The sequence below is a fragment of the Ideonella lacteola genome, assembly GCF_038066555.1.
GTDB lineage: Bacteria > Pseudomonadota > Gammaproteobacteria > Burkholderiales > Burkholderiaceae_C > Ideonella > Ideonella lacteola.
The window spans coordinates 619,453-631,941 of the sequence record NZ_JBBUTG010000001.1 but is presented as its reverse complement, the minus strand read 5'-3'; the positions used below and the strand labels follow the sequence as shown (position 1 = coordinate 631,941).

The 12,489-nt window shown below is 63.9% G+C and carries 10 protein-coding genes; 1 reads left to right on the top strand and 9 read right to left on the bottom strand.

Going from position 1 to position 12,489, the window contains the following annotated elements:
* Window positions 1–277: 277 nt before the first annotated feature.
* The 6 genes from AACH06_RS02670 to AACH06_RS02645 all read right to left on the bottom strand — a co-directional run bounded on the left by AACH06_RS02670 (window position 278) and on the right by AACH06_RS02645 (window position 7,691).
* Window positions 278–2,323: a hypothetical protein gene (locus AACH06_RS02670; protein WP_341424045.1), complete on the bottom strand. Its 2,046-nt coding sequence runs from the start codon at window positions 2,321–2,323 to the stop codon at window positions 278–280.
* On the bottom strand, window positions 2,310–2,774 hold the full coding sequence (locus AACH06_RS02665) for a hypothetical protein (protein ID WP_341424044.1): 465 nt from the start codon (window positions 2,772–2,774) through the stop codon (window positions 2,310–2,312). Before AACH06_RS02665 ends, AACH06_RS02670 begins: the two co-directional genes overlap by 14 nt.
* Before the next feature lie 16 nt (window positions 2,775–2,790).
* Window positions 2,791–3,717 carry a hypothetical protein gene (locus AACH06_RS02660; RefSeq protein ID WP_341424043.1) on the bottom strand — a complete coding sequence of 309 codons (927 nt, stop codon included), beginning with the start codon at window positions 3,715–3,717 and terminating at the stop codon, window positions 2,791–2,793.
* 344 nt (window positions 3,718–4,061) lie between these two features.
* A complete protein-coding gene (locus tag AACH06_RS02655) occupies window positions 4,062–5,762 on the bottom strand; it encodes a hypothetical protein (protein ID WP_341424042.1) in 1,701 nt (566 codons plus the stop codon).
* 327 nt (window positions 5,763–6,089) lie between these two features.
* Window positions 6,090–6,839: a LamG domain-containing protein gene (locus AACH06_RS02650; protein ID WP_341424041.1), complete on the bottom strand. Its 750-nt coding sequence runs from the start codon at window positions 6,837–6,839 to the stop codon at window positions 6,090–6,092.
* A gap of 276 nt (window positions 6,840–7,115) precedes the next feature.
* Entirely contained in the window at window positions 7,116–7,691 is a 576-nt protein-coding gene (locus AACH06_RS02645) for a hypothetical protein (protein ID WP_341424040.1), read from the bottom strand.
* Between the two features lie 323 nt (window positions 7,692–8,014).
* On the opposite strand from AACH06_RS02645, the gene AACH06_RS02640 reads away from it, so the two are divergent.
* A complete protein-coding gene (locus tag AACH06_RS02640) occupies window positions 8,015–8,674 on the top strand; it encodes a M48 family metalloprotease (protein WP_341424039.1) in 660 nt (219 codons plus the stop codon).
* Between the two features lie 13 nt (window positions 8,675–8,687).
* Here AACH06_RS02640 and AACH06_RS02635 read toward each other — a convergent pair whose 3' ends face one another.
* From AACH06_RS02635 to pabB, 3 genes are read right to left on the bottom strand one after another with little or no spacing between them, the layout of a single operon-like run.
* Window positions 8,688–9,803 (bottom strand): methyl-accepting chemotaxis protein, encoded by a 1,116-nt coding sequence (locus AACH06_RS02635; protein WP_341424038.1) that lies wholly within the window; start codon window positions 9,801–9,803, stop codon window positions 8,688–8,690.
* 36 nt (window positions 9,804–9,839) lie between these two features.
* Window positions 9,840–10,535: an HAD family hydrolase gene (locus AACH06_RS02630; protein ID WP_341424037.1), complete on the bottom strand. Its 696-nt coding sequence runs from the start codon at window positions 10,533–10,535 to the stop codon at window positions 9,840–9,842.
* On the bottom strand, window positions 10,532–12,481 hold the full coding sequence (pabB, locus tag AACH06_RS02625; RefSeq protein ID WP_341424036.1) for an aminodeoxychorismate synthase component I: 1,950 nt from the start codon (window positions 12,479–12,481) through the stop codon (window positions 10,532–10,534). The genes AACH06_RS02630 and pabB overlap by 4 nt, the downstream gene beginning before the upstream one ends.
* Between the last annotated feature and the right edge of the window lie 8 nt (window positions 12,482–12,489).

The window sequence follows — 12,489 nt, the reverse complement described above, 5'->3', positions numbered from 1 at the left end:
GTCGCTCTGGTGGGGCGAACTTACGCAGACCGCCACCAAGCTGCCGGTCAGCCACACGGCCGGCGACGCCGTCAATGTCAGCGAAGCGATGGACAGCGGCCACCTGCGTCGCCTCGTTGTCGGGCCGGGGGCGAGCGACCGGTCACTGTCAGGCCGGCAGACTCAACTCGACCCACAGCGGACGTTCGACAACGCAGGGAGCGGACCCTCGGACCTTCATCTGCCAAGCCAATACGACGTTCATGCCCCGAATCGTCCGGCGCAATACGGTCTTGATTCAAGTTGCAGTGGCAATCTTCTTGATGACCCGGCCCTCAACTTCGTGAAGCGTATGGGCAAGCCGGTGTAGATGACCTTTGAGTCTGCCTCGCTCTTCACTGGTGAAGAAAATGACTTGCTGCCTGAAGTCCGCGGAAATTGCGGCGCGTTTCAACAGTGCCACGAAGCTCACATCGCGTGTGGATTGCTGGCGAGGTTCATCAAAGACAAGGAAGCCTGGGTGGTTGGTTGCCTCTACGCGCCCGACTTCCAATAGCCCAGCCAGATACGCCCAAATAGTGCGAATCAAGTCGCTCGCCGAGATGGTCGTCTGTAGGTCGAAGCCTTCATGCTCCGGTCTATAGGTGTATGGCGAAAGCACGATCTGAGCCGCATCGAGACTGCGAAATCCATACTCCACAAGTTGCGCGCGCAACGACGAGCCCCAGCGATCTAGCTTCCGCTGGTCGGACTCAGAAAGGTCATCAGCAGGCAATGACGCCAGTTCCTCCTGCAGCATCTTCCACTCGTTCGTAAGTTCAACGAAGGCTTCCATCGCTTGGGAAGATAGCTCTAGATTGCGTTCATCCCGTTTGATGTGGCTCTGAAGTTCGACTCTTTCGTACACGGCTGCGACAGAGGGCATTCGGCCATCAGCTACCAGTGTTTGCCGCAGGTGGCGAACTTGATCTCGCAACCGGGCGATTTCTTCACGAGCGGCTCGGATCTGCAGCTGGCGAGCATCGATGACGCGCTCGCACTGTGCCAGCACGCCCGCGAAAGTTCGCCGTTGCTCCCCAAGGAACTCGATGTTCTCGTCGAGCGACATAACGGCCTGGCCTATCGCGAGCGGCACAAGTGAGTCAGCGATTGACTGATGGCACACCGGGCATGCGCCGTGATCCACAACCGACTCCTTCCGTGAGCCTAGGTTTCGAAGCGTCTTGGCGTCCTTGTTCCGTTGGATGTCTTCCTCGATCGCCTCTAGCCGCTCGCGCACGCGCGCAAGCTCCTGTTCTTCCGATTCCATTGCTTCCATGAGTCTTGAGAGCAGCGCTTGTCGAACCTGAACATTGGACTCGGCAGCCGTCAGTTCCCGCTGGGCAGACTCGGCAATCTCGGCTACACGCGGGATCTCCTGCTCCACAAGTTCGCGCTGCCTAGCTTCTCTTCTCCTTATGCGTTCGCTCAGCGAGATCCACTGCTCGCCATCTGGCACGCTGACCGAAGGTGAAATCTGGGGAGGCCAGTTAACCGTCGGTACCTTCGGCAAGGCCTGCACGACACCCCCCGCATCGGCAGCGATTTCATTCAGTCGCTTGACCTGACCGGACCACCGGCCCTCGATCTGACTCTTGCGAAGCTGCAACTCCTGACGAGTGAGCGCTATCCGGTGCGCATCCATTCCAAGTAGGAACTCAATCGCTCGCTTGTGCGCATCCCGAATCCGGAAATGCGTAGGCAGCGGCGGCTGAATCGTTGACCAGCCCCTGGTCTGCTCGGTCATAAGGAAAGGAAAAATGCACTGCAAATAGAGCGGCACCTCATTTCCGTCATAGGTCTGCACTGCAGGCAAATCCCATCCAAGGAACTTCGCCAAGAACCAATGGAACCCCGCTTCTCTCGTCGCTGCGCCTGCGCGGCTGACGAAGTAGTCGGTAGTCGGGTAGGTCCCGCCATCGCTGAGCGCGGGCCCGTGATGTACGGTTATCAAATTCTTGTCACGCCCACCCTTGACCGTTCGTTGCACTACGATTCGTGAACCACCCTTGTTTTCGATTTCCAACAGGATCTCAGATTCGAGAACCAGGTGCTCACCGTCTCCACCATCAAGCTTGGTCGTCATCGCCGGCGGCAGTGGCAAGTCAAGTTGCGACGTCGTGAGCATCGCCTCCATGCCGAGCGCGACCAAGATCGCGCGGGCGCAGGTCGACTTCCCCATCGAGTTGTCGGCCCATACAACCACCAGACCATCGGAAAACGAGAGCGAAGCCCCGTAGGGGCCGCCTGGAGTGTTAACACCGATTCGCAGTTGCCTAAGACGCATCCTGTCACCTCGTTCCAAAGATGCTCTCGACGAGAGTCTCCGTCACACTTTGCCGGATCTCATCCATGAACAGCCTCTCCGCCGGATACATTTCCTTGTCCTTGCCTATCTCTTCAGCCAGAGCATTGCCCGCTGCAGTGATCTCAATGCGCGAGCCGTCGACCCGTCGCACAAGGCCCTCGCCGATAGCGAAGTCGACTGCGCGGTTGAAAGCCGGATCGAATCGCACGACCAATGAATCCGGCCTCAGTGCATTGCCCACCAGCGCAAGCAATGCCTGCTGGTTGCCCTCCGTTCGAATGGTCCAGTTCAGCACATGCAGCCGGGTAAGACTGGATCTACTTTGCCGGCAGCATCGCTTCAGCAACAGCACCAGAAGGCCGATTCGCCAAGCTGGTCTCAAGTCCCCTGGAACGGCCACAGGTCGCTTGCGAAATAGAAACTCGGTGCCGAGTTCGGGAATCGCCATCGGGCGCGATACGCGCTCAGACACTGGCAACCTCAGGGAAGTCTAGCGGGCAGCGGATTAGCCAATCGGCAACTGCTTCGTATGCAAGCTGTTCGGCGGAGAAGTTGTGAAGTTCCTTCGCCTCCCGCTCCAAGGTGTCGCGGAGCTCCTTGAGCGTAGCCATCAGGATCTCGTTGGACTTCCCACCTTGCATGGCCGTCATCGCGAGAAAGGCCTCACGATGCGACTTCGTGGCGACGACCTTCTCATACACCTGCGGGTAGCCGCGCAGGCGGTCAAGTACCGCCTGCCCATCCAAGTACCACGTTAGAACTTGCTGAACGAAGGTCGCGCGCTGCGCGTCGCTTGTAAGCGTAGGAAGCCTTGCAACCTTGCGTTCAAGGGCTTCCAGCAACACGTCATTCGTGGATGTCCATTGAGCCAGATCGGCTGCAGTAATCGCCGCACTCTTGATCTGCAGGCCCTTTGTGCTGGCACTGATCAACTTGTCGCGTTCTATCGCGAACTCGTCCTCTTGGCAGACCATAACGCGAAAGTCGTCGGCGACATACGGCAGATTGGCTGCCAATACCTCCGCAGTTTTCTTGGACGCGTGAGCAACGATCTCCTTGCTGTCAAATTGCGGCACGAACAGGATCCAGCGCCGAATCTTGGTAGGTGCGAGGAGCTTGCTCAGAATGGGCGCGTTGGCGATGAACTTGCCGATATCGGTCGTCATCTTGCCCCGTTGCTTTTCGTAGCGCTCCTGCACGCTGACCGGTTCTTCACAACCATAGGCCTGATACGCGTGCCCTTTCGAAGGACAAAATCCTTCGAGCCCGGCGTCCCCGCGATCCTTGTCAGGGATCGTCTGATAGTCAGCCGGTCCGTAGTGGCACGAAAGTATCTGATTTGCCCACGCCTGCCAGTCGTCACCCGATAGCCGCGCGACGTAAGCCGCCATAAGTGTCCCCCTTGCGCCGTTCGCGCCCGCCAGATGGCGTGGTGCATACGGCCTCGCCATATGCGGTTCGCGCCACTCTTGGGCGATGCGCCGCTACTGTGAAGCATAGCGCTGTAAGGCTCTTCTATCGTCAGCACCGCGCTTGGTAGTTCTACCAGTCCAGGCGCACGGAGGTTAGTGCGCGTCGCACAGGTGAACGTTGGTGGCGCGCCGCCGGTGTGCAATGTCCGCTTGGCGCGGCTGATTTGACCGTCCGATCATGGCCGGGATCGTGAGATGGGCAGCCCATCGCAAAGCCGGCCTTCAACGCCTGACGCAGGCGCACCGGAACTGGGAGAAGCTGACTAAGCCCTCAGTATCGAGAGTACGTCCTTCAGCGCTGCATTCAACCTCCCGGCCAGGGAGTCAATGTGCTGGCGGGGTGTCCCGTGCTCCTTGAGGAGGTTTTGGCGGACCTGCGCCGCTCCCGCGCCACCGGCATGGGCGGACAATCTTGTGCGAAAGAACTGAAGGTCGCCAAGCGGCTTCACGAGCGCATCCGCCTGATCTACATCGGTGCCTCTTGCAATCAGCGCTTCCCGCAGCCACTTAATAGAGCCCATCGTGGGATCGCCTTTAGCACCAGCGGCAACTGCGATCTTCTTTAGCTCATCTTTGACGAGGCTTTCGTTGATGACCTTATTCATGTCAATCAGCATGTCGTCCCAGATCTTGTTGGAAGCGGTCAGCGGATAGTGGAGCTGATCAATAAGCGTTGGCTGCTTCAGCTGGAACCAAAATTGGTTGCTCCCTGAGAGTCCTCTGAGCGTCGCCTTCAGGGAGTCAAGGCTGTCGGGCTCGACATCCCAGCTGCCCTCGAAGTCAGTCTTTATCGCGCGATCGGAAATGGTGCCCTTCGGTGCCTCATTGAATGCCTTCCAGTAGCGCTGTTCAGCAATGGGCAAGTAGCCCAGGTATCGAATGTAGGTGTGAACTTGGCCGGCGGCGTTGACGTCGTAGCTCTGCAAGGACCAAGCGTGCCGGCAGGTGATCGACCGGTGGCGAAGTTGGTACTTATCCGGATCGGCCTTGTAGCGGTCCAGCACGTCCGGGCGGAAGAACACTGGCGACGTCTGAAAAGGTAGCGGCGAGTCCTTTTGAAAGTACGAAGCCTGGGCGTCAGGAGAACTACTGCACTCGACGACGTTTCCATTCTTCCAGTCGAGGATTGTGAAGGTCTCGTACTCTTTGGGAGCATCGTCGATCGACGCTTCGGCTATCCCGCGTTCCTGCGCCGTTTGGTCAGGGCCGATGAAGTAGACGCCTCGGGCGTAGCCACCTGCCGCGCTCATCCCGCACCGATAAATGACCCCGGACTCCAGGTCACCGCCCTCCTCACCTTCCGAATGCCCTGATGACAGTCCTGCCGGTATCGGTATGGCGTCGAACATCTGGACCAAGGACGTGCCACTGGCAGACATGTGCCGCTGAAGGAGGTCGTAGTCCACCCACACCAATTGTGCAGATGCGCCGTGGTCCTCATTTCCAACGCACTCGACCCCAGCAAGTGCGACTACCTCACCGCTCTCATCGAACCGGCACCACGCCTGCTTCTCTTCGAGCCAATGGAGGTCATGCGCCATGGCCAGATCCTGTGAGAGCTCGAAATACGTGCGCCCACCCAGCCTTGCGTCAAACGCCCGGGCAAATACCAACTGGGCCGCCCCGATCAAAGGCGCGGGTTGTCTCTCTCGCCAAGGTCGGAACATCTCGACTCGGGCCGGCTGGCCACCTCCTGTGACCAGCGAGCAGCTGGGAGAGTCGTACGGATTCCCCTCCCAGTCAACGATGCCCTGCAGGTCTCCGGCGAGCTTTGAAGTCTCGACCAGCACCGAGTGCACAAGCATCGAGATCATTCCGTGCATGGCCGAGGCGTAGAGAGCGACTCGACCGCTGCGCCGCTGCCCTTGGAGAAGGGCGATCAAGTCTACGTTCGGGGCAGCACTGCTAATGGCAGATTGCCTCTCCGTCGTGCGGGTAAGGCCCAGCAGATCTTCAGCGTTCATACAGGCAATTTACCTGTGTTGTTGCGCTGCTGCCAATTGGTCGACCGGCACTTCCGCTCCGTCGGCCGAAACGTCGAATGACCGGTGACGTAGGTGCAGCGGGCGTAAGCAGCGCGGGCCGCCGAAGGTCTGGTGATCGGAACCGCTGACATTCAAGCCGCGGACAGCGAATGACTGGGCCCAGTCGAAGCAGCCGATGCCTGACGAGCTCAGCCGGCGTCGTCACTCGCGGCCCCAAGTTCGGCCCACGCTGACCGACGTCAAGTGATCGCCGGACCGGACGATGGCGAGACGCGTGAAGGTCCCGCCGCACGCTCGGCCCGACGCTCAGGGCGGAGGCAGAAATTCGGATGGATCGAGCGCCACGTCTGAGATGCGAACCTCGTCAATCTTGCCGTGGAAGAAGCGCTGACTGGGGCTGCCCACGATGCTGCCGCCGATGCCCAGGCCCGGGTTGTATTCCGGGGCCAGCATCTCGGCTGGGCGGCATGGCATGACCGCATTGACCCACAGTGCGCCGTTGACATACAGCGTGGCCCACCCGGAAGCGTCGTCCAGCGTCGCCGCCACATGCAGCCACTGGTGATGCGGCAGCGCGGCATTGCGGCCGAATTCATACGTGCCGCATCGGTCGCCGTAGATGGAGAAGCGCAGGTAGCTCTCGGCGGTCAAATACAGCAAGTAGGGATCGTGCACGTCGCGGTTGTCTGACCTGACGACGATGATGCCCTCGTCTGCGTCGTCCTTCAGGTACAGGTAGGCCTCGATGGTGAGGCTGTGAGTCAGCGCCAAGCGCGGGTTGTCTTTGACGAACACACGCGCGTCGGTGCCGTCGAGCCGCAGAGCGAGCGTGCTGTCGGGATTGCCGACGGCCTTGTACACCGGTGCGCCATAGGGCGTGCCGTTGAGACCGTTGCCGGAACTGTCCAGAATGCTCCCTTTGCCGCGGGCCTTGGTGTCAGCCGTACCGCTGTCGAACTTGTAGTGGGCCACGGTCGCCGCCTCGGTGGCCGCCGCGCCAAGAATGCAGGCGGCAGCGAAGACGAGGGGCGCAAGATTGATTCGTGCATGGGCCATGGTCGCTCCCGAAGAAGTGGGGCCAAAGGGATTCGTGACCACCCATCGCCCGCGAGCGGAAAGTGTTCCGCCATCGGAAGGCGATCATCGAATGGCGCAGACAGTGCGCCGACGGACTGTAGGGCCCAGGTGTGCGGGCAAGTTGACGAGGATCAGTCTGAACTCAGAGCAGCCTCGCCCGAGCGCCCTGCGATCTCGTTGGCCTCGCGCTCCAAGACGTGCGCCATGGCGACCAGCTGGCGGTCGCAGAAGCCCGGGCGGACTGCGGCCATCGGCTCACGCCCGCCTGATCAAACTCTCGACGCGTTGACGGATCGACACTTCGGTTTGGTCCAGCCAGTCGATGCACTGTTCTGGATTCCCGTCGATGCCTTCGTTCGCCGCGTCGAGAAGCGCCACGGGAACATAGCAGAGCAAATGGCGGCTTCGGCTTCGTGACAAGGGCTCTTCATCGAAGTACGACACCCAGGTGTCGTGTGCGGGCACGTTGTCCACATCGAAAAAGCCATTGGACACGAGCTCTGCGTAACCGTCGCACAGGTTCTCGTCCGGGAAATACACCATGAACCGACCGCGGACAGTCAGCGGAGTATGGTGCTGCACAGTCAAGTTGGCTTGGCGAATTTGGCTCTGCCGCGCCCGTCCAACACCGCAGACGAGGTCGTCAAAGCCGTCGTGGAAGAGCGACGGGCGCAGTGCGTTCGATCGAAAGCTCTCAGACGGGCCCAGCGCATCACACCAGGCCACTGTCTCGGCGAGACGCGCAACCAACAGCTCATCGGAAATGGCCGAAGGGTTGTTGTTTCCGCGGCTCCAGACTTCCCAAGGAACCACTGACTTCAAATGTGACATCGGCATCATCCTCAAATGCCGCACCAGTATCTGCGAGCGCCGTTGCTGCCGGACGCACGATCTCTATAGCTGTACCTGCACGCGGCTGGCACCAGGGCTTGCCGGCGCCTTGAACGGCACGGGCTCGGTATGAGGCCCCTGTGTGGGCCATGAAGGCGAACGGTGCCGTCATCGGGAAAGCGCCCGCCTGCTTGCCCTTCAACCCAACAACGCCCAAAACTCCCCACCTTTCGCCCCAGTAGAAACCCCCGGTCGTGGCATGCTTGGCTCTGGCCACAACGACAAAGCGGGTTCGGCAGCTTGGCCCGCGCGGAGGTGATGGGATGCGTTGGCTGTGGGTGATGGCGCTGGCGGGGGCCGGCGCGGGGGCCTGGGGTGAAGGCATTGGCGAGGTGCTGCTGCGCTCTCAGCAGTTGCGGCTGGATGCCCATACCGAGGTGGCCGAGCAGGATGCGGCGGCCCAGCGCATTCGGGCCAGTTTCGACACGGTGGTGAAGGCCGCCGCTGCGGTGGCCGCGGGCGAGCACGAGGGTTCCGCCTTGCCGGCCGTGCAGTTGCGGGTGGTGTCGGGTGCCCCGCTGGCCGAGACGCTGCAGGGCCGCGTGATCGTGGTGGATGTGTCGCTGGCCGCTGCGCCCGAGAGCACGCGGTTGTTCGTGCTGGCCCATGAGTGGGGGCACACCGCGATGCGACATTGGCCGCAGATGACGAACCTGTACCAGTCGCACATCCCGGGTGAGGTGATTCAGTCGCACACCGATGCGATTGCCGCGCTGCTGGGCTATGACGCCTCAGCCCTGGCCCACCGGCAGGAGATGGAGGCCGATGCCTTCGCGCTCGGTGTGCTGCGCACGCTCGGCCTGCCGGCGCAGGCGGCCTACGATGCGCTGGTGCAGCAGGGCTTCCAGCCCGACACGCCCACGCACCCGGGCACCAAGCGGCGGCTGGCGGCGCTGCGGCAGGTGGCGTCGAAAGCGCCTTGACGGGCGGGCTGATTCAGCCCACCACCTGAAACGAGCTCATCGATTCGGCCAGGCGGCTGGATTGGCTCTTGAGCGATTGGGCCGCCGCGGCCAGCTCTTCCACCAGCGCGGCGTTTTGCTGCGTCATGGTGTCGATCTGGGCGATGGCCTGGTGGGTCTGCTCGATGCCCGCATTCTGCGATTGGCCCGCCTCGGCAATCTCGCTGATCAGCCCTTCCACCTGCTTCACGCTTTGCAGAATCTCCTGCATGGTGCGCCCCGCCTGGTCCACCAGTTGGCTGCCCGCGGCCACCTTCTCGGTCGAGTCGCCAATCAGGTCTTTGATCTCGCGTGCGGCCGTCGAGCTGCGTTGGGCGAGGCTGCGCACCTCGGAGGCCACCACCGCAAAGCCACGGCCGTTCTCGCCGGCCCGGGCCGCCTCGACCGCGGCATTCAACGCGAGAATGTTGGTCTGGAAGGCGATGGCGTCGATCACGCCGATGATCTCTGAGATCTTGGTCGAGCTGGCGTTGATCTCGGCCATGCAGGCCACCACGCCTTGCATCAGGTCGGCACCTTGAGAGGCGATTTCGCTGGATTGGGTGACCACGCGGCGCGCCTCGTGGGTGTTCTCGGCGTTGCTGCGCACCGTCTCGGCCAGCTGCTGCATCGAGCTCACGGTTTGCTGCAGCGCGCTGGCCTGACTCTCGGTGCGTGACGAGAGATCGGCGTTGCCGCTGGCGATTTCTTCCGACGCGGTGTTCACGCCGGCCACGGTGTCTCGCACGTCGATCACCATGGTGCGCAGCTTCTTGCGCATGCCATTCAGCTCGGCGCGCAGCCACGAGATTTCATCGCGCCCGGGCGATTCGATCTTGGTCTCCAGATCGCCGCCAGCGATGCGGATGACGCACTGCACGGTGGGCTCCACCGAGTCAACGATGCTGCGGCGTATGAGCCAGCCGCCCACCGCGGCCAGCGCGCAGCCCAGCGCCATCAGCCCCGCGATGGTCGCGACAGCGCCCTGCGCCCCGCCGGCTTGCCGCAGCACACTGATGGCGCTCAGGCCCGTCAAGGCCTGCATGGCGGCCATGGCGGCGAACCCCACCACCACCCGCCGGGTGAGGCTGATGCGTCGAATCCATTGCATGTGTGTCTCCTGCTGTTGTTGTAGGGGCCCCTCGGTTCAGGGCGGCATGGCCAGCGCGGGGTCGAACACCGGCCAGCCTTCGCGCCGGGCCCGGTCTCGCAGCCGCGCATCGGGGCGCACCACCACCGGGTGCGTCACGGCTTCGAGCAGCGGCAGGTCGCTCGAAGAATCGGTGTAGAACCACGAACGCTCGAAGGCCTGCAGCCCACGCGGGTGAGGTGGCGGCAGGCCGGCCAGCCATGCCTGCACCCGCGTCACCTTGTGCTCGCGGTAGCACGGCCAGCCCTGGATCTCGCCGGTCAGGGGGCCGGTGGCCGAGCCATCGGCCGTGGCGGGTTCGGTGGCCAGCAGGTGATCCACCTCGAACAGCCTGGCAAAGGGCTCGGCCACGAAGCGGGTGGTGGCGGTGACGATGGCGCACAGGTCGCCCGCCTGCTGGTGTTGGGCCACCAGCGCGCGGGTGGACGCGGGCACCTCGGCGGCCATCTGCATTTCGAACTCACGGCCCCATTGCGCCAGCAGCGCATGCGGGTAGCGCGCCAGCGGCGCCACGCTGGCACGGTGCATGGCATGGATGTCCAGCGTGCCGGCCACGTACTGGTGGCAGTAGCCGAGGTAGTCGTCACAAGCGGAGGGTGGCAAGGCGCCTTGCGCGACGAGAAAGCGCACCCAGGCCATGCCGCTGTCGAACGGGATCAGGGTGTGGTCGAGGTCGAACAGGGCCAGGTTCATCCGGGGATCGCCTGGGTGGCGGCGGCCCGCTGGTGCTGTTCGGCGTTGGGCGGCAACGGGCCGTTGGCCAGCAGGCGCGCCGGCAGGGCCCCGCGCAGCGCGTTGCACACCACGATCTCGTCGGCCGCCAGCACATCGGCCCAGCGCAGGGTGCGCTCGGCCGCGGCCCAGGCGGAGTCGGCCAGCAGCACGCCGCGCAGGACACCGGGCAAGGCGCCATCCGAGACGGGCGGTGTCCACCACCGGCCCTGCAGCCGCAAGAACACCGAGCTGCGCCCGCCCTCCACCAGCCGGCCATCGTGGGTGAAGAAAAGGCTGTCGAAGGCGCCCACCTGCTCGGCAGCGCGCACGCCCGCGTCGTAGACCGCGCGGCGAGTGGTCTTGTGGGCGGACAGCGCCTGCGGGCCAGGCAACGTCTGCGGCGAGATCAGCAACGTGGCCGGCCCCGCTGGCACAGGCTGCAGTGGCGCATGGGCGAGGCGCAGCGTGCCGTCGTGCGCCAGCTCCAGCCGCAAGCGGTAGGCCACGCCGCGAACCAGCGCTTCGGCGTGGGCATGCAGCCGCTGCGCCACGGCGGGGCCATCGAAGGCGAAGCCCAGGCAGCGGGCGCTGCGCTCCAGCCGCGCCAGATGCTGCGGCAGGTGGCGCAATCCGCCCCCGGGCATCACCAGCAGGGTTTCGATGAGGCCGAAGCCGGGGTCGAGGCCGGTGAGAAAGCGGGCCTTGAGCTGGCACTCGTCGAACTCGTCATCGGCCTGGCTGTCGCGCACGATGCCCGCCCCCACCCCCAGCGTGAGCGGGCGGGTGCCGTCGGCCGAGGCGGCGCCCAGCACCAGGGTGCGAATGGCGACACTGAGGCAAAAGTCGCCGCAAGCCGCGCCGGGCGCTGGCGCATCCACCCAGCCGATGGCGCCGCAGTACAGGCCGCGCGGGGTGGTCTCCAGCCCGGCGATCAGATCCATCGTGTGGTGCTTGGGCGCGCCGGTGATCGAGCCACAGGGGAACGTGGCGCGCAGCAGATCCGGCAGGCCGATCTCGGGCCGCAGGCGTGCCTGCACGGTCGAGGTCATCTGGAACACGGTCGAGTAAGGCTCGATCGCGAACAGCGAGGGCACTTTCACCGAGCCGATCTGCGCGATGCGGCCGAGATCGTTGCGCAGCAGATCCACGATCATCAGGTTCTCGGCCCGGTTCTTCGCATCGCCCGCCAGCCAGCGGGCGGTTTCGCTGTCGCCCTCGGGTGCCGGGCGCCGCGCGGCGGTGCCCTTCATGGGGCGCGCGGTGACCACCCCGCCCTCGTGGCGCAAGAAAAGTTCGGGCGAGCACGACAGCACGTGCGTGGCGGGTGCACTGCCCGGCCTGCTGCCTTCGGGCAAGGCGATGAGGGCGCCAAAGCGCACCGGCTGCCGCGCGCGCAAGGCGCGGTACAGGGCCACCGGTGAGCCATACGCTTGGCCGTGCAGGCGGTAGGTGTAGTTGACCTGGTAGGTTTCGCCGCCCGCGATGGCCTCGTGGATGCGGCCGATGGCAGCCACGAAACCCGCCCGGTCGACGCTCGGCACCAGGCCCATCACCCCACACGGCGGCTCGTCGGCCGGGTGCCCCCCATTGGTGACCTCGGCCTGCTCCGCCTGCTGGCGGCGCCGCAGCCATACCGCCACCTCCGCCGCACCCAGGCGGGCCATCTGGCTGAACATGAGGACGCGCAAGGCCGCCCCCTCCCCGCCCGGCCGCTCACCGGCGCCTAGCAGCTTGGCGCCCCATTCGTAGTCGGCCAGCAGCACCGCGTGCAGGCCGGCCGCCTGATCGGCCTGCACGCTGCGCCACGTGTCGTCGAGCGTGCGGGGGTCGGTACAGCTGTGCTCGCGAACCCAGCCGGTGTACAGCCGGCTCGTGGGCCGCTCAGCAGTGGCGGCCCGGTCATCCAGCAACGCGAAGCAGCTCATGGGCAGCC